This is a genomic window from Rhodobacter maris, assembly GCF_900217815.1.
In the GTDB taxonomy this organism is placed as follows: Bacteria; Pseudomonadota; Alphaproteobacteria; order Rhodobacterales; family Rhodobacteraceae; genus Rhodobacter; species Rhodobacter maris.
This window is the reverse complement of sequence record NZ_OBMT01000014.1, coordinates 25,627-45,472: the sequence shown is the minus strand read 5'-3', so window position 1 is coordinate 45,472 and position 19,846 is coordinate 25,627. Positions and strand designations below refer to the sequence as shown.

General features: G+C 65.0%; 21 protein-coding genes. 15 read left to right on the top strand and 6 right to left on the bottom strand.

The annotated features are described in order from the left end of the window. Nucleotides 1–197: 197 nt before the first annotated feature. The 11 genes from CRO22_RS15205 to CRO22_RS15155 all read left to right on the top strand — a co-directional run bounded on the left by CRO22_RS15205 (nucleotide 198) and on the right by CRO22_RS15155 (nucleotide 10,626). Nucleotides 198–416, top strand: a complete 219-nt coding sequence (locus CRO22_RS15205; protein ID WP_097071017.1) for a pilus assembly protein — start codon at nucleotides 198–200, stop codon at nucleotides 414–416. Nucleotides 417–493: 77 nt separating this feature from the next. After that, nucleotides 494–1,363: a Flp pilus assembly protein CpaB gene (gene cpaB, locus CRO22_RS15200; protein ID WP_097071016.1), complete on the top strand. Its 870-nt coding sequence runs from the start codon at nucleotides 494–496 to the stop codon at nucleotides 1,361–1,363. 186 nt (nucleotides 1,364–1,549) lie between these two features. Then, complete coding sequence (locus tag CRO22_RS15195; protein ID WP_097071015.1) at nucleotides 1,550–2,968, top strand: type II and III secretion system protein family protein; 1,419 nt, start codon at nucleotides 1,550–1,552, stop codon at nucleotides 2,966–2,968. A gap of 3 nt (nucleotides 2,969–2,971) precedes the next feature. Further along, nucleotides 2,972–3,649, top strand: a complete 678-nt coding sequence (locus CRO22_RS15190; RefSeq protein ID WP_394341499.1) for an OmpA family protein — start codon at nucleotides 2,972–2,974, stop codon at nucleotides 3,647–3,649. 264 nt (nucleotides 3,650–3,913) lie between these two features. After that, nucleotides 3,914–5,185 carry an AAA family ATPase gene (locus CRO22_RS15185; protein ID WP_097071013.1) on the top strand — a complete coding sequence of 424 codons (1,272 nt, stop codon included), beginning with the start codon at nucleotides 3,914–3,916 and terminating at the stop codon, nucleotides 5,183–5,185. A 22-nt stretch (nucleotides 5,186–5,207) separates the two neighbouring features. After that, nucleotides 5,208–6,686 carry a CpaF family protein gene (locus CRO22_RS15180; protein WP_097071012.1) on the top strand — a complete coding sequence of 493 codons (1,479 nt, stop codon included), beginning with the start codon at nucleotides 5,208–5,210 and terminating at the stop codon, nucleotides 6,684–6,686. 5 nt (nucleotides 6,687–6,691) lie between these two features. Beyond that, a complete protein-coding gene (locus tag CRO22_RS15175) occupies nucleotides 6,692–7,660 on the top strand; it encodes a type II secretion system F family protein (RefSeq protein ID WP_097071011.1) in 969 nt (322 codons plus the stop codon). A gap of 9 nt (nucleotides 7,661–7,669) precedes the next feature. Continuing rightward, nucleotides 7,670–8,680 (top strand): type II secretion system F family protein, encoded by a 1,011-nt coding sequence (locus CRO22_RS15170; RefSeq protein WP_097071010.1) that lies wholly within the window; start codon nucleotides 7,670–7,672, stop codon nucleotides 8,678–8,680. A gap of 3 nt (nucleotides 8,681–8,683) precedes the next feature. Beyond that, nucleotides 8,684–9,238, top strand: coding sequence for a tetratricopeptide repeat protein (locus tag CRO22_RS15165; RefSeq protein WP_097071009.1), 555 nt, complete (start codon nucleotides 8,684–8,686; stop codon nucleotides 9,236–9,238). A 25-nt stretch (nucleotides 9,239–9,263) separates the two neighbouring features. Continuing rightward, nucleotides 9,264–10,118: a tetratricopeptide repeat protein gene (locus tag CRO22_RS15160; protein ID WP_097071008.1), complete on the top strand. Its 855-nt coding sequence runs from the start codon at nucleotides 9,264–9,266 to the stop codon at nucleotides 10,116–10,118. 4 nt (nucleotides 10,119–10,122) lie between these two features. After that, a complete protein-coding gene (locus CRO22_RS15155) occupies nucleotides 10,123–10,626 on the top strand; it encodes a prepilin peptidase (RefSeq protein ID WP_097071007.1) in 504 nt (167 codons plus the stop codon). Nucleotides 10,627–10,632: 6 nt separating this feature from the next. Here CRO22_RS15155 and CRO22_RS15150 read toward each other — a convergent pair whose 3' ends face one another. From CRO22_RS15150 to CRO22_RS15140, 3 genes are all read right to left on the bottom strand, one after another. Beyond that, nucleotides 10,633–11,502 carry a 4-(cytidine 5'-diphospho)-2-C-methyl-D-erythritol kinase gene (locus CRO22_RS15150; protein ID WP_097071006.1) on the bottom strand — a complete coding sequence of 290 codons (870 nt, stop codon included), beginning with the start codon at nucleotides 11,500–11,502 and terminating at the stop codon, nucleotides 10,633–10,635. Further along, the gene (locus CRO22_RS15145) at nucleotides 11,489–13,234 is read right to left on the bottom strand and encodes a tetratricopeptide repeat protein (RefSeq protein ID WP_245860998.1); all 1,746 of its coding nucleotides are present in this window, start codon (nucleotides 13,232–13,234) and stop codon (nucleotides 11,489–11,491) included. Before CRO22_RS15145 ends, CRO22_RS15150 begins: the two co-directional genes overlap by 14 nt. A gap of 109 nt (nucleotides 13,235–13,343) precedes the next feature. After that, nucleotides 13,344–14,990, bottom strand: coding sequence for an electron transfer flavoprotein-ubiquinone oxidoreductase (locus tag CRO22_RS15140; RefSeq protein ID WP_097071004.1), 1,647 nt, complete (start codon nucleotides 14,988–14,990; stop codon nucleotides 13,344–13,346). A gap of 245 nt (nucleotides 14,991–15,235) precedes the next feature. Here CRO22_RS15140 and greA point away from each other — a divergent pair, with 245 nt between their 5' ends. Continuing rightward, nucleotides 15,236–15,706 (top strand): transcription elongation factor GreA, encoded by a 471-nt coding sequence (gene greA, locus CRO22_RS15135; RefSeq protein WP_097071003.1) that lies wholly within the window; start codon nucleotides 15,236–15,238, stop codon nucleotides 15,704–15,706. A 30-nt stretch (nucleotides 15,707–15,736) separates the two neighbouring features. After that, entirely contained in the window at nucleotides 15,737–16,762 is a 1,026-nt protein-coding gene (locus tag CRO22_RS15130) for a hypothetical protein (RefSeq protein WP_097071002.1), read from the top strand. Nucleotides 16,763–16,782: 20 nt separating this feature from the next. Here the strand turns inward: CRO22_RS15130 and CRO22_RS15125 are convergent, their stop codons facing one another. Continuing rightward, nucleotides 16,783–17,367: a GNAT family N-acetyltransferase gene (locus CRO22_RS15125; protein WP_097071001.1), complete on the bottom strand. Its 585-nt coding sequence runs from the start codon at nucleotides 17,365–17,367 to the stop codon at nucleotides 16,783–16,785. Further along, entirely contained in the window at nucleotides 17,364–17,951 is a 588-nt protein-coding gene (mobA, locus tag CRO22_RS15120) for a molybdenum cofactor guanylyltransferase MobA (protein WP_097071000.1), read from the bottom strand. The genes CRO22_RS15125 and mobA overlap by 4 nt, the downstream gene beginning before the upstream one ends. Nucleotides 17,952–18,037: 86 nt before the next feature. Between mobA and CRO22_RS15115 the strand changes: the two genes are divergently transcribed. Both CRO22_RS15115 and CRO22_RS15110 read left to right on the top strand, forming a co-directional pair. Next, nucleotides 18,038–18,757, top strand: a complete 720-nt coding sequence (locus CRO22_RS15115) for an AzlC family ABC transporter permease (RefSeq protein WP_097070999.1) — start codon at nucleotides 18,038–18,040, stop codon at nucleotides 18,755–18,757. After that, nucleotides 18,754–19,095, top strand: a complete 342-nt coding sequence (locus CRO22_RS15110) for an AzlD domain-containing protein (protein ID WP_097070998.1) — start codon at nucleotides 18,754–18,756, stop codon at nucleotides 19,093–19,095. Before CRO22_RS15115 ends, CRO22_RS15110 begins: the two co-directional genes overlap by 4 nt. 54 nt (nucleotides 19,096–19,149) lie before the next feature. Here the strand turns inward: CRO22_RS15110 and CRO22_RS15105 are convergent, their stop codons facing one another. Then, nucleotides 19,150–19,782, bottom strand: coding sequence for a hypothetical protein (locus CRO22_RS15105; protein ID WP_097070997.1), 633 nt, complete (start codon nucleotides 19,780–19,782; stop codon nucleotides 19,150–19,152). Nucleotides 19,783–19,846: the final 64 nt, after the last annotated feature.

Genomic DNA, 19,846 nt, shown 5'->3' with positions numbered 1-19,846 from the left:
AGCACCTTCGACGCGACCGAAACCGCCGCGGAATAATTGCCGCGATCATCCATTGCCCAGGCCGCCCCTCCCGGGCGGCCTGTTGCTTTTGGCGCCAGGCCGCGCCGGTTATCGAGAATATAACCCCATTCCGCCGCAATTGCGCCGCCTTCACGGGCGAGCATCGGGCAACAGCAGTCAGATCAGGGACAATCGCCGTGACAAAGCTCGATTTCGCCACAGATTTGGGGGGGCGACTGCGCGAGGACGAGGGCGCCGTGACGGTTGACTGGGTCGTGCTGACGGCCTCGATCGTCTCGCTCGGAATGATCGTGGGCACGGTGATCTGGGGGCAGTCTGGTTCGATCGCCGGGGTCATCTCGTCCTATATTGGCGAGCAGGAGGTCATTTCCACCTTCGCCGAGGCCGGGTCCTGACCCGAAGACCGCGCGATCCGGTGTCGCGCGGCGCGTAAACGGGGCCCGGCCGGGCCCGGAAAGGATCGGGTGGACCGATGCGGATGCTTTTTGCACTGTTTCTCGTTCTGGGCGTGGCGCTCGGCGGGGCGGCAATCTACATGGCGCAGCAACAGATCGCGCAATACCAGGCCGAGCGCGACTATCTGGCCGCGAAGCGCAACGAGATGCCCCGGCTCGCAGATGTGGTGGTGGTGAAGCGCGCTTTGAAATACGGCGAACGTTTCACGCGCGAGGATCTCGACATCACCAAGATGCAGGCCGACAAGCTTCCCGAAGGGGCATTCTTGTTCCTGTCTGCGCCGGAGGGCACGCCCAAGGCCGAGCGCGCCGCCTTTGTCGAGGGCGAGACGCGCCCGCGGGCCGCCTTGCGCGCCTATGTCGCCAATGAACCGCTGCTCGCGCAGAAAGTCACCGCGCCCGGTGTCGATGCCGGCATCACCGCCGCGCTCGCGCCGAACATGCGCGCTTTCACCATCGAGGTGAACGTTTCCTCCGGCGTCTCGGGCTTCCTGCGCCCGGGCGACCGCGTCGATGTCTACTGGTCGGGCACAGTGGGCCCCCAGCCGGTGACGAAGCTGATCGATACCAATCTCAAGCTGATCGCCATCGACCAAAGCTCCGATGCCGACCGCACCGCCGAAACCAAGGTGGCGCGTACGGTCACCGCCGAGGTGACACCCGAACAGGTGGCGGCGCTGACGCTCGCGCAATCGACGGGGCGGCTGACGCTCGCGCTCGTCGGCATGCGTGACACGCTCGACGTCGGCCAGATCGAGATCGACCGCAACAAGCTTCTGGGCATTTCGGTGCAGGAGGCGGTGCAGGTCGAGGCGGAAAAAGTCTGCACGATCAAGACCCGCCGCGGCACCGAGGTCGTCGAGACGCCGATCCCCTGCAAGAACTGAACACCGGCCCGCTTTTCCCCTGCCCCCGGTGCAGCTTGACACGCTCCGGGGCAATTTTCACGCCAAACGGTTGATTCTTGCATAATTTCGCGGTTTCGGGCAATGTGGACCCAGAACGGGCGAACAGCCCATCGGACCGGGCGCAAGATCCGGACGGCAGAGCGTGATCGGAGAGGCAGGATCACAATGAAAATGAAAAGCTTTCTTCGGGCCTGCGTGCTGGGCTGCGCGCTCGGAACGTTTGGCGTTGCGCCGGTGCATGCCGAGACGCTGCGGGTCGTGTCAGGCAGTGCGAGCACGCCGCTCAACGTGCCGATGAACCGCGCCGTTGTGGTGGAAAGCGACCAGCCCTTCTCTGAACTCTCGATCGCCAACCCCGGCATCGCCGATGTCACGACGCTCTCGGACAAGACGATCTATGTGCTCGGCAAACTGCCCGGGCGCACCACGATGACGATCCTTGGCGCCGATGGCACGCTTTTGTCGAACGTCGAGGTGCAGGTCACCCCCGATATCGGCGAGTTCAAGGAACGGCTCAAACAGATCCTGCCCGGCGAGAACATCGAAGTGCGCACCGCCAATGACGGGATCGTGCTCTCGGGAACCGTTTCCTCCACCGCCCGGCTCGACCGCGCGCTCGATCTGGCCAAACGCTATGCGGGCGAGCGCGTTTCTAACTTGATGACGGTGGGCGGCACACAACAGGTGATGCTGAAGGTGCGCTTTGCGGAGATGCAGCGCTCGGTCTCGAAAAACCTCGCCTCCTCTTTGGCGATGCGCGGCACGGTGGGCAGCGGCAAGGGGGCGACCGGCGTTGCCTCCGGCACCGGCAACTATTCCGCTTCGGGCGCGGTCGATGGCGTGTTTGACAGCGGCACGATCCCGGTTTCGGGCTCTTCGGGCAACCTCAACCTCGGCTTCACCGTCGGCAACATGGAATTCGGCGTGCTGCTCGAGGCACTCGAGAGCAAGGGCATGGTGCGCACCCTCGCCGAGCCGAACCTGACAGCCCTTTCCGGCCAGCAGGCGAAGTTCCTCGCCGGCGGCGAATATCCGATCCCGGTGGTCGACGACGGGACCGTCTCGATCAAATACAAGCCCTTCGGCGTGGAGATGACCTTCACGCCACGCGTCGTCGACGGCAATCTGATCAACCTCGAGATCGCCGCCGCGGTCTCGGCGATCGACACCACGGTGACGATGTCCTCGGGCGGCTTCAGCGTGAACGCCTTCAAACGCCGCGAGACCTCAACCACCGTCGAGATGCGCGACGGCGAAAGCTTCGCGATCGCGGGCCTGCTGCAGGACGATTTCAACGATCTCAACAGCCAGATCCCGTGGCTCGGCGATGTGCCGGTGCTGGGCGCGCTGTTCCGCTCAACCGAATTCGAGCGCAAGCAATCGGAACTCGTCATCATCGTCACGCCGCATCTGGTCACGCCGACCCGTGGCGAGGCGCTGGCCCTGCCCACCGACCGGGTGCGCCTGCCCACAGAATCGGAGCTTTTCCTGCTCGGCAAAACCTCGGCCAAGCCCGTTTCGGGCGCCGCGGGCGAGGTGGCCCGGCAGGATTTCTCCGGCTCTTACGGCTATGTGATGGAGTGAGCGATGCGGCTTGATAGAGCGGGAATGCACAAAAGCGCGCGACGCTACGCTTGGATCGGAGCGCTCTTGGCGCTGGCGGCCCTTGCGGGATGCAGCGATGACCGGTTTCGCTCCGAAGTGGGCGGCGAATACGAATCCGGCGGCTTCGGCAATGCGACCATGACCAACACGCTGGCGATGACCGGGCGGGGCGATTTCGCCATCAGCCTGACGCGCAAATTCGCCGCGGATGTGCCCAATACCGTCAACTTTGCTTTCAATTCGGATGTGCTCGACGGCACGGCCCGGGCCGCACTGGTGCAGCAGGCAAACTGGATTCGGCAATTCCCCGAAGTGAAATTCCGCGTCTACGGCCATACCGACCTTGTTGGCTCGGATGCCTATAACAAGGCCCTCGGCCTGCGCCGGGCAAAAGCCGTGGTGGCGTTCCTGACCAGCGAGGGCATTTCGCGCAGCCGCCTTGAAGCGGTTGTTTCCTATGGCAAGACGCAGCCGCTCGTCTACACACCCGAACCGAATGCGCAAAACCGCCGCACCGTGACCGAGGTCACCGGGCTTCTCAAACGCGAGCCGCAGTATCTCAACGGCAAATATGCCGATCTGATCTTCCGGCAATATATCCGCGATTCCGCCCCGACCCAGGCCGCAGACATCTCCACTGTCGGCAACGGCGGCCAGTAAAGGCCCTCTTCCCGGCTCTGGCCTGCCCCAAGCGGGGCCGATCTTTGGCCGATCTTTGGTTGTCGTCGCCCGGATGCCATTCCGGCTGCCATGGCCCGATCGTCTCACCTTACCCCACAATTTGAACATTCCGGCCCCAATGTCGCCCAGATTGGTCGCGACTTTGGCGGAAGAGAAAGGCACGTCTTCCGAGTCGTGCCGGGTCGCGGCCGGTGCCCGGGTCATTGCGGGCCGGTCGACGTACCATAACAAAGGACCGAGGCCATGAGTGCAGCCCCCATTCTATCTCCCGAACCGGCGCCGATCGTCGCCTGCACGGTCTCGCGCGACGTCGCCAATTTCGACTTGCTGATCGAGGACATGGAGGCAGAGCTTGGCGAGAGCTGGGGGGACTTGACCTTCGAGGATGCCGTGATCTTCCTCAACCAGCCCGATGCCGAGATGCTCGATTTCGTCGCCATCGCGGTCGACAGCGACGATGAGGGCGATCTGACACGGATCTCCGGGATCATCACCACGGCGAAGGAAAAAGGGATCCGGGTGATCCTGATCGCCGAGGAGGTGAGCCCGATCGCGCTGCATCAACTGTTGCGCCTTGGTGCCGACGATTTTGTTCCCTACCCGCTGCCCGAGGGCGCGCTTCACGAGGCGGTCGAACGGCTCGGCCAGGGTGTGGCGCTGCCCGAACCGCAACCCGCCATCGCTGCCCCCCCCACCACGGGCCAACGTCCGGGCGGCGGGCGCGACGGCGTGGTGTTGCCGGTACACGGGCTTTCGGGGGGGACAGGGGCGACGACTTTTGCCGTCAACCTCGCCTGGGAGCTGGCCAATCCCGAGCAGTCGCGCAAGAACCCGGTAACGCCGCCGCGCGTCTGCCTGCTCGATTTCGACTTCCAGTTCGGCTCAGCCTCGACCTATCTCGACCTGCCGCGCCGCGACATCGTCTTCGAGATGCTGCAAGATACGACCCATATGGATGCCGAGAGCTTCCAACAGGCGCTCTTGAGCTTCAACGACCGGCTGCAGGTGCTCACCGCGCCCGCCGACATGCTGCCGCTCGACATCGTCACCGGCGAGGATATCGGCCGGGTGCTCGAGATGGCGCGGGCGCAGTTCGATTTCGTCGTCATCGACATGCCCACGACGGTGGTGAGCTGGACCGAGACGGTGCTGAACCAGGCGCATCTCTATTTCGCGCTGATCGAGCTCGACATGCGTTCGGCGCAAAACACGCTGCGGATGCTGCGCGCGCTAAAGGCCGAGAACCTGCCTGCCGAGAAGCTGCGCTTCGTGCTCAACCGCGCCCCGAAGCTGACCGATCTGACTGGCAAGTCGCGCGTGAAGCGGCTCTCCGAGAGCCTCGAGATCGCGCTTGAGGTGCAACTTCCGGATTGTGGCCGGGTGGTGACCCAGGCCAATGACCACGGCCTGCCGCTCGCGCTTTCAGCCGCCAAGGCGCCGCTGCGCCGGGAGATCCAGAAGCTTGCGCACTCTATTGCCGCGCTGAACCGTGCCACCGAGGCCGCAAAGGCCTGAAGCTTTTTCCGGAGGAAGGCGCATGTTCTCGCGTTACAAGAAACCCGCCGCCCCCGCGGCTTCCCCCCCCGCCGCCCCCCGCCCGGCGAGCCCCACCGTCGCCGCGCCGCCGCCGGTGCCGCTTGCTGCCGGAGGCTCCGTCCCCGCCAAGGCGCAGGTGCAGCGCCGCGCCATGCCCGCGGGCGCCCCTGTCTCCGCCCAGCCCGGCCAGGTTGACAAGGAGCGCAAGCGCAAGGAGCGGATGAGCGAGCTGAAGGTGGAGCTGCACAAGCGGCTTTTGGAAAACCTCAACCTCGCCGCGCTCGAACACGCCTCTGAAGCCGATCTGAAAGCCGAGATCGCAGCGATCTCGGGCGAGGCGATGAGCGAGATGTCGGTCGCGCTCAACGGGGCCGAACGGCAGAGCCTGCATCAGGAACTCTATGACGAGGTGATGGGGCTCGGGCCGCTTGAGCCGCTCCTGAAAGACGACACCGTCTCCGATATTCTCGTCAACGGGCCCAACCAGATCTTCATCGAGCGGTTCGGCAAGCTCGAACTTTCCGATGTGACCTTCAAAGACGAACGCCACCTGTTGCGGATCATCGACAAGATCGTCTCCGCCGTGGGCCGGCGCGTCGATGAATCAAACCCCTATGTCGACGCGCGGCTGCGCGACGGTTCGCGGTTCAACGCGATGGTGCCGCCGATTGCGGTGGATGGCTCACTCGTCTCGATCCGGAAATTCAAAAAAGACAAGCTTGCGATCGACGATCTCGTCAAATTCGGCGCCTTCACCGAGGAGATGGCGGCCTATCTGCAGGCCGCCGTTGCCACCCGCCTCAATGTGATCGTCTCGGGCGGGACGGGTTCCGGCAAGACGACGACGCTGAACGCGCTCTCAAGCTTCATCGACAACTCCGAACGCATTTTGACGATCGAAGACACGGCCGAACTCCAGCTCCAGCAGACCCATGTGGGCCGGATGGAAAGCCGCCCGCCCAACGTCGAGGGCAAGGGCGCCGTCACTCAGCGCGACTGCTTGCGCAACGCCCTGCGGATGCGCCCCGACCGGATCATCGTCGGCGAGACCCGCGGCGAAGAGGTCATCGACATGCTGCAGGCGATGAACACCGGCCACGACGGCTCGATGACCACGATCCACGCCAACAACGCGCGCGACGGCATCTCGCGCCTTGAGAACATGGTCGCCATGGCCGGGATCGAGATGCCGCTCAAGGCGGTGCGCAGCCAGATCGCCTCGGCTGTGAACCTGATCGTGCAGGCCTCGCGCCTGCAGGACGGCTCGCGGCGGATGGTCTCGATCACCGAGATCACCGGCATGGAGGGCGAGGTGATCTCGATGCAGGAGATTTTCCGCTACGAGAGGCTTGGCCTCGCCCCCGATGGCAAGATCATCGGCCGTTTCACCGCGACGGGCGTGCGCAGCCATTACTCGGACCGGTTCCGGCAATGGGGCTATGACCTGCCCGCCGCGATCTATGAACCCGTGCAGGACTGAGACCCATGCCCATCTCTCCGACCCCCATCATCTATGCGCTGATCTTCGTCGCGGTGCTTTTGCTGGTCGAGGGCATCTATCTGCTGGTCTTCGGCAAGTCGATCTCGCTCAACAACAAGGTCAACCGCCGCCTCGAGATGCTCGACAAGGGCCAACGGCGCGATCAGGTGCTCGAACAGCTCCGCAAGGAAGCCACGCAGCACATGAAGGCGCAGGGCATTCCGGTTTATGCGCTGCTCGCCTCGAAGGCGCAAAAGGCCAATATCGCCTTCTCGCCCACCGCGCTGATCGGGGTGATGGGGCTCGTGAGCGTTTTTGCCTTTCTGGGGCTGACGCTCGGCACGCAAGCCTCGCCGCCCGTGCGGGTGGTGCTGGCGCTCGTGATGGGCGTGGGCGGGGTCTATTTCTGGGTCAATGGCAAAGCCAACAAGCGGCTGAAAATGGCCGAGGAACAGCTTTCCGATGCGGTCGAGCTTATGGTGCGCTCGTTGCGCGTGGGCCATCCGTTTTCTTCAGCCATTCAGGCGGTGGCGAAGGAAATCCCCGACCCGCTCGGCACCGAATTCGGCATCATCGCCGATGAGGCCGCCTATGGGCGCAACGTGGTCGACTGCCTGCGCGATCTGGCCGAGCGGCTCGACATGCAGGATCTGCGCTTTCTCGCCGTGGCTGTGTCGATCCAGCAAACCTCGGGCGGCAACCTCGCCGAAGTGCTCGACGGGCTTGCCAAGGTGATCCGGGCGCGGTTCCGGCTGTTTCGCCGGGTGCGGGCCATCACCGCCGAGCCGAAATGGTCCGGCGTCTTCCTCTCCGGCTTTCCGATCGCCGTCCTGCTGGCAATTCTGATCATCTCGCCGGGGTATTACGACGGGGTCAAGGAAACCCCCGCCTTTGTGCCCGCGGCCATCGTCGCCTTCACGCTTCTGGGCTGCAACATGCTGTTCATGAAGATCATGACGACGATCAAGGTCTGAGGAGGCCCCATGTCCATCTCTGCCATCACAGATGCCCTCAAAGACATGTTCGGACCGATGGGGCCGATGATCGCGCTCGGCGCCCTTGCCGCGCTGATGGTGCTCGCCACCCTTCCGGCGCTCTTGAAAAAACGCGACGACCCGATCGAGAAGCTGCGCGCCTCGATCCGCACCCAGGCGGCGAACGCCGGCGCACAGCGCCCCGGCACAGCCGGAGCGCAACGCCTGCGCAACGACGGCGGCAACGACAAGCTGGAGAAATTCGCCGACTTCCTTGAACCCAAAAACAAGGAAGAGATGTCGGAAAGCCGCAAATGGATGCAAAAGGCGGGCTATCGCGGCGCCAATGCCGTGCGCACCTTTCATGCGATCCAGTTCGCGCTCGCAATCGGGCTTCTGGGGCTCGGCCTCGCCTATGTCGCCTTCTACAATGCCACCAAGGCGGTGCCGCTCGACTCGACGATCACCATCATGGCGATCCTTGGTCCCGCGGTGATGGGCTATTACGCGCCGAAATACTGGGTCAACAAACGCATCGGCGCGCGCACCGCCGAGATCGCCAACGGCTTTCCCGATGCGCTCGACATGCTTCTGGTTTGCGTTGAAGCTGGGCTCTCGCTCGATCAGGGGATCATCCGCGTCTCGAAGGAACTCGTCTCCTCCTACCCGGCACTTGCCGAGGAATTCGAGACCGTCGCCCATGAGGTCAAGGCCGGGATGGACAAGCCCTCGGTGCTGCGCGCCTTTGCCGAGCGCTCGGGCGTGCCCGATGTCGCCTCCTTCGTCACGGTGATGATCCAGTCCCAGCAATTCGGCACCTCGATCGCCGAGGCCTTGCGGCTCTATGCCGCCGATATGCGCGACAAGAGGGTCATGCGCGCCGAGGAGGCGGCCAACAAGATCCCGGTGAAGATGACGCTCGGCACGATGATGTTCACCGTGCCCCCGCTCCTGATCATTCTTGTCGGTCCCTCGATCCATGATATGATGGAAAACTTCAAGTCGATGAGCCAGTTGTAACCCATGCTCCCGCGCATCACCGGCGCCGTGCTGATCTGCCTGCTGGCCGCCTGTTCTTCGGGCGGCCTTGGCGCGTCAAAGGGCAGCCCCTATGCGCCGGGCGCGGCTGCGGGCGAGGGTGTCGACGGGCTGATTGTCGGTCACCGGCTGATGGCGGCGGGCGAGTATGAACTCGCGCTGAAGGCCTATTACCGCGCTGCGGGCGAGCAGGGCGCAACCGCCGATGTGCTCTCGGCGATCGGCTCGGCCGATCTCAAGCTTGGCCGCCTTGGCCAGGCCGAACAGATGTTGCACCGCGCGACCGAAAAAGACCCCCGGTTCGTGCCCGCCTGGAACAACCTCGGCGTGGTGCTGATGGAGCAAAACAAGCCCGCCGAGGCGGCGCGGGTGTTCCAGATCGCCTACGGGCTCGACAGTGGCGAATCGGACGCGATCCGGCAAAACCTGCGCCACGCGCTCGCAAAATCGGAAACACCCGATTATGATCCGCCGCAGAACAGACCGTTCAAGCTCGTGCGGCGCGGGGTGGGAGAATACCTGCTGCTGACCGAGCAATGAGGCCCGAGCAAAGGACGCAGTCAGCATGCGCCACCCGATCTTCATCGCCGCATTCGGTGGCATTCTCGCGCTTGCAGGCTGCATGGGCAGTGACAAGACCGAGATGAATGCCGCCCTCGATTCCGTCAATGCGGTCGATTCAACGAACCTTTCCGACATCATGCTGACGGTCGGCGACCCGCGCGAGGCCGTGAGCTATTTCACCCGCTCGACGAACGAACATCCCGAGCGGATCGATCTGCAGCGCGGCCTTGCGAAATCGCTGGTTCGGGCGGGTGAGCCCACCAAATCCGTGGTGGTCTGGACGAAGGTCGTGGCGATGCCGGGCGCCACGCCCGAAGACAAGGTGGCGCTTGCAGAGGCGCAGATCCGCGCAAGCGACTGGGACGGCGCCAAGGCGACGCTGAACACGGTCCCGCCGACCCATGAAACCTTCGAGCGCTACAAGCTTGAGGCGATGGTGGCCGACAGCGAGCAGAACTGGAAAAAGGCCGACAGTTTCTACGAAACCGCGGTCGGCCTGACCACGCAGCCCGGTGGCGTGCTCAACAACTGGGGGTTCTCCAAACTCTCGCGCGGCGATGCCAAGGGGGCCGAGAAGCTCTTCGCTGAAGCGCTGACCTACGACGCGAGCAGTTTCACCACCAAGAACAACCTCGTGATGGCGCGGGCAGCACAGCACAAATACGATCTGCCCGTGGTGGAGATGACCCAGACCGAACGCGCCAAGCTGCTTTACACAGCCGCGCTCTCGGCGATCAAGCGTGGTGATGTGTCGATCGGCAAGGGGCTCTTGCAGGATGCCGTCGACACCTCGCCGGTCTATTTCGAGGAGGCCGCGCGCGCGCTCGAGGCGCTCGACGCCGGCAAGCAGGGGTAATCCGATGCTGGGGCTGAGCCAATCCGCCGCCGCGCTGGTGCTGCTCCTCACCACCGCGCCGATCTGCGCCTGGGTGATCTTCACCGATCTGAAGTACATGAAGATCCGCAATGCGGCTGTAATTTCACTGATCGGCATCTTCGCCGTGGTGGGTTTTATGGTGCTGCCGCTCGACGTCTGGGCCTGGCGCTGGCTGAACCTGCCGGTGCTGCTCGGCATCGGGCTCTTGCTCAACATTGCTGCGGGCGTCGGCATGGGCGACGTGAAATTTGCCGCGGCTGCGGCGCCCTTCTTTGCCGCGGCGCCGAACCATGTGATGGTGACGATCATCCTGCTTCAGGCCTGCCTGCTCGCCGCTTTCGCCACGCACCGCATCGCCCGCGCGATCCCCGCGGTGCGCATGGCCACACCCGACTGGGCAAGCTGGGGGCACCGCAAATTCCCCTTCGGTCTCGTACTTGTGGGCACGCTGACGGGTTATCTCGGGATGCTGGCCGCGCTTGGCTGAGCCAGCTCAGAGGGTCCGGCGGGCGGCTGCCGCTTCGGATTGATCGCCCAGCGGGCCATGCGCGCTCCACCAACCGGGGTTAGCGGCGGCAAGCCGCGCCTGCGCCGCGGCGGCCGCTTCATCGCTTTCGAAGAGACCAAAGCAAGTTGCCCCCGAGCCCGACATCCGCACGAGCAGGCAACCGGGCAGCGCCTCGAGCGCGCCAAGCACCTCGGCAATCACCGGGGCAAGCGCCACGGCGGCGGGCTGCAAATCGTTGCGCTGGCGCGCGAGCCAGCCAATGCAATCTGCGGCATTCGCAAAGGCCGGAATCTCGTCCATCGGCGCATTGTCTTTAGATGCCAGCGCCTTGAAGACCGCGGGCGTAGACACTTCGACCCGCGGGTTCACCAGCACCGACGGCAGAGGCGGCAGCGTGACCGGGCTCAGCTCCTCGCCGATCCCGCGGGTGCGCGCGGGGCGCGGGTCAAGGCACATCGGCACATCCGCCCCAAGCTTGACAACTGCGGCGCCCGCGGCCGGGGCCACGCCACGCAGCGCAGCCATGCCCCGCAAGGCCGCCGCCGCATCGGACGAGCCGCCACCGATCCCGGAGGCGGCGGGGAGGCATTTTTGCAGATGAATTGCCGCCGCGGGGCCGGGGCCGTAAAGCGCCGCGGCCTTGAGAACGAGATTTTCCGGCCCCTCGGGCACACCGCGCGATTCCGGCCCGCGCACCGTCAGCGCCATCGCGTCAGCCGGCGCAAGGCGCAGCCGGTCGCCTGCGGGGGCAAAGGCCACGAGACTGTCGAGCAGATGATAGCCATCGGCACGCTGACCGGTGACGTGAAGCGCCAGATTGACCTTGGCGGGAGCAAAGACCTCAATTTCCGGCATGATCAGGATGGAGCGGTTCCGCCCCCTCTTCTTTCAGAACGACATCGAGCCCGACTGCGAGCTTGCGGCGCACCCGGTCAAGATCCAGATCCGGCGCGGGGCCGAAATTCAGCGCCCTGTGCCATTGGAATTCGGCCTCGCGCTTGCGCCCGGCGGCCCAGTAAACATCGCCCAGATGGTCGTTGAGCAGCGCATCGGTGGGCTTCAGTTCCACCGCACGTTCCATCTGCGCAACCGCCTCCGGATACCGGCCGAGCCGGTAATAGGCCCAGCCGAGGCTGTCGGTGATGTAACCGTCATCGGGGCGCCCCGCGACCGCCTGCTGGATCATCTGGAGCGCCTCTTTCAGGTTCTCGCGCTTTTCCACATAGGAATAGCCGAGATAATTGAGCACGGCAGGTTGGCCTGGGTTCAGCTCAAGCGCCTTGCGCAGGCCCTTTTCGGCCTCCGGCCACTGACCGGAGCGCTCCTGCGAGATCGCACGCGCATACCAGAGCGTCCAGTCCGAGGGCTTGGGCGTTCCCGCAAGCGCAATCGCCCTGTCATAGGCCTTGGCCGCCTCGGCATAACGTTCGATGCGGCGCAGATTGTCGCCCAGCGCAGACCAGACGCCGGGCTCGTCGGGCGCGCTCCGGCTGAGCTTTTCAAGCACATCTATGGCCGCGTCGGAGCGGTCAGCCGCCACCATCGCCTCGGCCCGGCCGAGCTGCGCCGCGGTGAAGGCGGGGTTGTCGGGGCTCACCAGTTCATAGGCAGCAATCGCGAGGTCATATTGCTGCACATTTTCGAGGATCACCCCGGTCAGCAGCGCCGCATCTCCGTGATCGGGGCGCAGCCAAAGCGCAAGCCGCGCATGCAGAAGCGAGAACCCGGCCACGGAATCGGCGTTGAGCGCCTGGGCCACGGAGAAATAGAGTTCCGCCACCCCGTCGCGCGCCGAGCCGATGGCGGTAAAGGGCAGCGTCTCGCCCGCCTCAAGCCGCGCCTTGAGCCCGGCCAGTTCCGCATCAAGCTTGTGACCGAAACTGTCGTCGAGCAGTTTGAGCGCATCGGCGTTGCGTTCGAGTTGCGAGAGGATCTCCAGATGCGCCAGCACGCCGCGCCGCGTGCCGTTGTACAGCGCCGCATTCTCCCCGGAGAAGATCGTCTCGGCCCCCTCGTAATCGCCCACCAGCGCCAGAGCCAGCGCGCGGTGATAGCCCGCAAAGCCCTGCAAGCCATCGATCTTGGCCACCGCGTCGAAGGCCTGCATCGCCTCCGACACCTGCCCCTCCCCCATCAGCGCCCAGGCCCGATAGAGCCCGCCCACGAGTTGCCCCGCATCCGCGCCCGCGTCGAGAAGCTTCAGCCCGTCGCCGAACCGACCCTCCTGCGCCGACTCGGCGAGCGTCACGAGAACCGCTACTTGCGTGGGTTTGCCATTGGAAAGAGCGATGATCTCCTGCGCCACGGCAAGCGCCTTGTCGATCTCGCCCTGGGCGACATGGGCGAAGATCGCGCCTTCCTGAACCTGCGTATTGGCCCCGAGGCTTTTCAGAAGCCGGTCATAATAGACCGAGGCCTGCGCAAAATCATTGTCGAGAAGCGCGGCGCGGCCGGCCAGATAGGCGCCCGCATCCTCCAGTGCGAACGCAGGCGGCGCCAGAGCGAGCAGGCCCGAAACGAGAGCACAGGCGGTCGCGGAGGCGGGGATCAGGCGCAGCGCCGGAAACAGCTTGGAGGCGAAGGGCACGGAAAAGGTCCTTGTCGTCGGGTCTCCCGAAGGTAACGGTCCGGAGCGGCCAGCGCAATCGGGGGGAGCCATGGCTCCCCCCGCAACACGTCGATGTGAGGCAAAAGGCTCACATATTGGGGTAGTTCGGCCCGTCACCGCCCTGCGGCGTGGTCCAGGTGATGTTCTGCGACGGATCCTTGATGTCGCAGGTCTTGCAATGGACGCAGTTCTGGAAGTTGATCTGGAACTTCGCCTCCGCCCCCTCGCCGAGGACCTCGTAAACCCCGGCCGGACAATAGCGCTGCGCGGGCTCGGCATATTTGGCGAGGTTGACCGAAATCGGCACCGAAGGATCCTTCAACTTCAGATGGCAGGGCTGGCTCTCCTCATGGTTGGTGAAGGAGAAGCTCACATTGGTCAGCCGGTCGAAGCTGATCTTGCCATCGGGTTTGGGATAGTCGATCGGCGCGAATTTCGCCGCCAGCCCGGTATGGGCGGCGTCGGTGCCCTTGTGCTTGAGCGTGCCGAAGAACGAAAAGCCGAAGAGCGAATTCGTCCACATGTCGAGCCCGCCGAGCGCCATCGAGGCCCAGATCCCCCACCAGGACCAGATCGGCTTGACGTTGCGCACAGGCTTGAGATCTTTCGCGATCGGGCCCGAGCGCAGATCGGCCTCGTAGGCGACAAGCTCGTCGCCCTCGCGCCCGGCCTTGATTGCCGCCGCCGCGGCATTGGCCGCAGCGATGCCCGAAAGCATCGCATTGTGGTTGCCCTTGATGCGCGGCACGTTCACCAGCCCCGCCGAGCAGCCCAAAAGCGCCACGCCCGGAGCGGTCAGTTTCGGGATCGACTGCCATCCCCCTTCCGCTATTGCCCTGGCGCCGTAAGCCACGCGCTTGCCGCCTTCGAGCAGCTGCGCCACCATCGGGTGATGCTTGAAGCGCTGGAACTCCATATAGGGCGAGAGATAGGGGTTCTCGTAGTTCAGATGAACCACAAAACCAATATAGACCTGATTGTTTTCAATGTGATAGATAAAGGAGCCGCCGCCGGCATTATGGTCGAGCGGCCAGCCCATCGTATGCGTGACCGAACCGAGCTTGTGCTTCTTCGGGTCGATCTCCCAGATTTCCTTCATGCCCAGGCCGAATTTCTGCGGGCATTTACCTTTCGAAAGGTCGAACTTCTCGATCACCTGCTTCGAGAGCGAGCCGCGCACCCCTTCCGAAAGGAACACATATTTGCCGCGCAGCTCCATGCCGGGCTCATAGTTCGGCCCCGGCGTGCCATCGGCGGCGAGGCCCATCTCGCCCGCCACCACACCGGCGACACGATCCCCCTCCCAGACCAACTCCGAACAGGCCATGCCCGGGAAAATCTCGACGCCCATCGCTTCGGCCTGTTCGGCCATCCAGCGGCAGACATTGCCCATCGAAACGATGTAATTGCCGTGATTCGACATCAGCTTCGGCATCGGCCAATGCGGGATCGTCATCTTGCCCGCAGCCGAGAGCAGGTAGAAATTATCCTCGTTCACCGGGGTGTTGATCGGCGCTCCCTTCGCCTTCCAGTCCGGGATAAGCGCATCGAGCCCGTGCGGGTCCAGCACGGCCCCCGAGAGGATATGCGCGCCCACTTCAGAGCCCTTCTCGAGCACTACGACGGTCAGATCCGGGTCGATCTGCTTGAGCCGGATCGCGGCCGAAAGGCCCGAAGGACCGGCTCCCACGATCACAACATCGTATTCCATCGACTCGCGTTCGATCTCGGCCATCTCGGGTTCCCTTCGCCTTCGGTTCTCGCGTGCACCGCGCACGTGGTAAACTACCTGTGCACACGAAGCAATTGTAACGCTGCGCTGCAAAGCAATATTCTTTCGCAAATGCAGCGGCGAGCCGCGCGCCCCGAAACGGCGCAGCAGTGCCGAAAAACGTCCCCGACTCTTGACACCGGGGCCGCTTGGCGGATTTACCTCTCTGAACGACCAAACGAGCCAGTCACAACAGGGCAAGGGCCTCCATGGAAAAGATACCGATGACTCGCGCCGGGTATGATGTGCTCGACGGGGAACTCAAGACGCTGAAGACGGTGGAACGCCCCGCCGTGATCAAGGCGATCGCCGAGGCCCGCGAGCACGGCGATCTGTCGGAGAATGCCGAATACCACGCCGCGCGGGAAAAGCAGAGCTTTGTCGAGGGCCGGATCAAGGAGCTCGAGGCGATCCTCGGGCGCGCCGAGGTGATCGACACGGTGAAGCTGTCGGGCTCGATCAAGTTCGGCGCCACGGTGACACTGGTGGATGAAGACACCGAGGAAGAACGCACGTATCAGATCGTTGGCGAGCATGAGGCGGATCTGGAGCGCGGGCTTCTGAACATCCGCTCGCCGCTGGCACGGGCCCTGATCGGCAAGGACGAGGGCGACAGCGTCGATGTCCGCACACCGGGCGGTCAGCGCAGTTATGAAATCCTCTCTGTGCGCTATCTTTGAGGCGCCGGGCAGCAGCGAGAGCGGGCGAGAATGAGCGAGCCCAAGGCGGAAACCAGTCTTTCTGATCCGGGCATGACGGCGCGGTCGGTGCCGTCGCGGCGCATGCGTGGCGAATGGCTGGCGCTCGGGCTCAGCCTGCTGTGGCTGGCGCTCGTGGGGATGTTCTGGTGGCTCATTCCGGGCGCGGGCGGGCTCAGCGCTTCCTCGCTGGTGATGACCGTGGTCGGCATCGTGCTGCCCGTGGGGATGATCTGGATGGCGGCGGTGATGGCCCGCACGGCGCAGGAGATGCGCGCCGAAGCGCAGGCGCTGAAGGCTTCGCTCGAGGCGATGCGCGCGGCCTGGGCGACCCAGGGGCCGCTGCGCTCCGACGCGGGCCAGGCGCTCGAGAAAAAGCTCGACGAGGTCGCGATCGCCGCGCGTCAGGCCGAGACGGCGCTTGCAACCTTCTCTTCGCGGCGCGATCACGTGGCGGTGCAACCCTCAGCCGACCGCAAGGCCGCGCTCGTCGTGCCGCGCAGCGCGCCGATGGTCGATGACCAGCCCGCTCTCGCGCTCGGCACGCCCGCCGAAGACCTCGCCGAACCGGTTTCGGTGGCCGATTTCATTCGCGCGATGCAGTTTCCCGACAATGCCGAAGACAAGGAGGGATTCCGGGCGCTGCGCCGCGCGCTCGAAGATCGCACCATGGCCAAGCTTCTGCGCGCCGCGCAGGATGTGCTGAACCTGCTCGCGCAAGACGGGATCTACATGGACGATCTGAAGCCCGATCGCGCCCGGCCGGAACTCTGGCGTCGTTTCGCCAAGGGCGAGCGCGGCCGCGAGATTGCCGCACTGGGCGGGGTGCGGGACCGGTCCTCGCTCGCGCTCACCGCCGGACGGATGCGCACCGACACGATCTTCCGCGACGCGGCGCATCATTTCCTGCGCCAGTTCGACCGGACCTTTACCGAATTCGAGCAGAATGCCACCGATCAGGACGTGACCGAGCTTGCCGAAACCCGCACCGCGCGCGCCTTCATGCTGCTGGGTCGGGTGACGGGCACCTTCGACTGAGCCGCGACCGAGGCCAAAACCTACCAGCGCCGTTCCATCGCCAGCACAGTCCGATAGCCGAAGATCGCCGCGGTCAGCCAGCGGTCAACGCGGCTCGTGACGGTAAAGCCGAGCCGGTCATAAAGCGCGCGCGCGCGCAGGTTCTCGCCCACCACATCGAGCCGCACGCCGGTATAGCCCTGCCGCGCCGCCTCCTCGCAAAGCGCCCGCATCAGCGCCGCACCAAGGCCAAGGCCGCGGGCGCGTTCCGCCACGGCAAGCCCGTCGATCGACACCATGCCCTCGGGTAGATCTTGTGCCAGCGTTCCGAGTGCCAGCCGCCGCCAGAACGCGCCGAAGCGGCCATAGACCGCCACAAGATCCGCGCGCGTGCCCGCGACAAAAGCCCCCTCGCGGGTACGAAAGCCGATCACGCCAAGCACCCGGCCGTTGGCATCACTGACTGCGATTACATGGCGCGGGTCGATCACCCGCTCGATATAGGCAAGCGCTTTCGGTTCCGGGCCGATCACCCGGCCGAGCTTGCCGCCGAAAGCCCGCCAGTAAAGCCGGGCGGCCTGGCGCCGTTGCGCCGGTTCGAGCCCGTGGCGCAGCACCACGTTCATTGTGCCCCCCCCGCCAGATAAGCCTCGGCGGCGGCGAGATCCTCGGGGCTGTTGAGATTGGCGAAGGGATCGGGCTTCGCATCGAATTCAACCGCCACCGCACCCGCGAGATAAGGCCGCATCCGCCGCTCGCCCGAGGCGAAAAGCGCGTCATGTCGGGCGAGATCCGCCACCGGCCAGAGCGCGGCGGTATAATGGCCGCGCCCGCCGCTTTGCGCATGCGCCGCCCCGCCCGCGGCCCCCTGAACGAGCCGCGCCACCAGATCTGCCGGCAAAAAGGGCGTATCGACCGCCACGGTCACCAGCGCCCCGGCCCCGGCCCCCGCGGCCCAGCGCAGCCCGGCACGTACGCCCGCCATCGGCCCTTCGCCTCTCTCCGCCTCCGGATCGGGCAGAACCGGCAGGTCCAGCGCCGCGAACCGCCGCGGATCGCCATTGGCGGACAGGGCGAGCACCGCCACCTGCGGCGCAAGCCGCGCCGCAACAAGCGCCACGAGCGGCTGCCCGGCGAGCGGCACAAACGCCTTTTCCGCGCCCATCCGCCGCGCCTGTCCTCCCGCGAGGATCAGCCCTGCCACATGCATATTGCCCCCGATACAATCGCGCCCTTGGCGCCGCCTCTTCCGGCCCTTACAACTCGCCCATCCAACTCTCCCGAGCAAGCCCCGCCATGACCGAAACCGTTCCGCTTTCCGCCGCATATTGGCGCGGCTTCCGACAGGGTCTTCCCTTCATGCTGGTGATCGCGCCTTTCGGCATGCTCTTTGGCGTGGCCGGAAACGAGGCGGGGCTGAACCTCGTCGAAGTGATGGGCTTTTCGGTTCTCGTCATCGCCGGCGCCTCGCAATTCACCGCGGTGCAGCTGATGAATGACCATGCGAGCACGGTGATGGTGATCCTCGCAGCGCTCGCGGTGAACCTGCGCATGGCGATGTATTCGGCCGCGCTGGCCCCCCATCTGGGCCCCGCACCCGCCTGGAAACGCGCACTTGTCGCCTATTTCATGGTCGACCAGGTCTTTGCGCTCGCCGATGCCGACTACCGCATCGCGCCGCGGCAGAGCCTCGCAGCGAAGCTCGCCTATTACGCGGGCGCCTGCACGCCGGTCTGCCCCTTGTGGTATGTCTCGACCCTCGCCGGGGCGGTGCTGGGACAGGCGATCCCGCCCGCCTTCGCGCTCGATTTCGCGGTGCCAGTGACCTTTCTGGCGATGATCGCGCCGCTCCTGCGCTCGATCCCGCATCTTGTCGCCGCCGCGGTATCAATCGTGATGGCGCTGGTCTTTGCCTTCCTGCCCGCAGGCACCGGGCTCATTCTCGCCGCGGCGTTGGCGATGGTGGCGGGCGCGCAGACGGAGCTTTTTCTCGCCCGGCGCAAGGAGCGGACATGAGCACGGCAGACTTCTATGGCCGCCCGGTGATCTGGCTGATCATTCTCGCGCTCGGCGTGGGCACCTTCGTCTTGCGCTATTCCTTCCTCGGCCTCTTCGGAAACCGGCCGCTGCCGGAATGGGCGCTGCGCTATCTGCGCTATACTGCCGTTGCGGTGTTGCCGGGGCTTGTGGCGCCGCTTGTGCTCTGGCCCGCCGCCACGCAGGGCGCGCCCGATCCGGCGCGGCTTCTGGCCGCCGCCGCAACCCTCGGAGTGGGCGTTCTCAGCCGCAACACGCTTTATGCGATCCTCGGCGGGCTCACGACGCTTTATCTGGCGCTCTGGCTGGTCGGCTGAGCCGGGCCTGAGGGCGGTCGCCCCGCCCTTTGCCCCCCGGCTCGTCTCGAGCCCTCAGTTTTGCTTGCCAATCACCGTGCCGTAATTCGCCTTCTCCTGCTGGATGATCAGCACACCGGAATTGTCGTCGGGATCATTGTCGTAATGGTCCTTGGTGACAACACCGGGCAGTTCGGCGAATGCTTTCGACAGTTTGATCGGCGAGAAAGTCGACGGAATGCTCTCGAACCCCGGTACAGAGCGCAGCACCGCCGAGGTCTGGTTGGCACACATCATCTTGGCCACCGGCCCATTCGACTGCACCCGCGCCAACAGCATCTCGGCCGTTTCGGGCGAAACCTGCAGGGTCTGCTCGCGCACGAACCAGGTCTCGCGGGCGTGGTAATCCATGTAGAACTTGTACATCTGATCGGTGATGCCGTAATCGACATCGTTGCGCTCGGGCACGGTCGGGTGATACCAGGTGCCCGCCGGGTCAAAGATCACCCGTTGCGATCCGTCGATCATCAGGGCGGAGTGACCGCCGCCGCCCGTGGTGGTTCCGATCACGGTGATCAGCGTCACCGAGGGCGGGTTGCCGGTATGCACCGCCGCGGCCCGCACCGCCTCCTCGGGCGCCCAGACGGATTTCGCACCGCAGCCCGAAAGCATGCCCAGCACGGCCAGGCAGATGAAAAGTCGGCGCATCTGCCGGACCCCCTTTGTTCCATTCTTCAAGGTGGTGCCACCTTGCCCGGTTTGCGTGAACCAC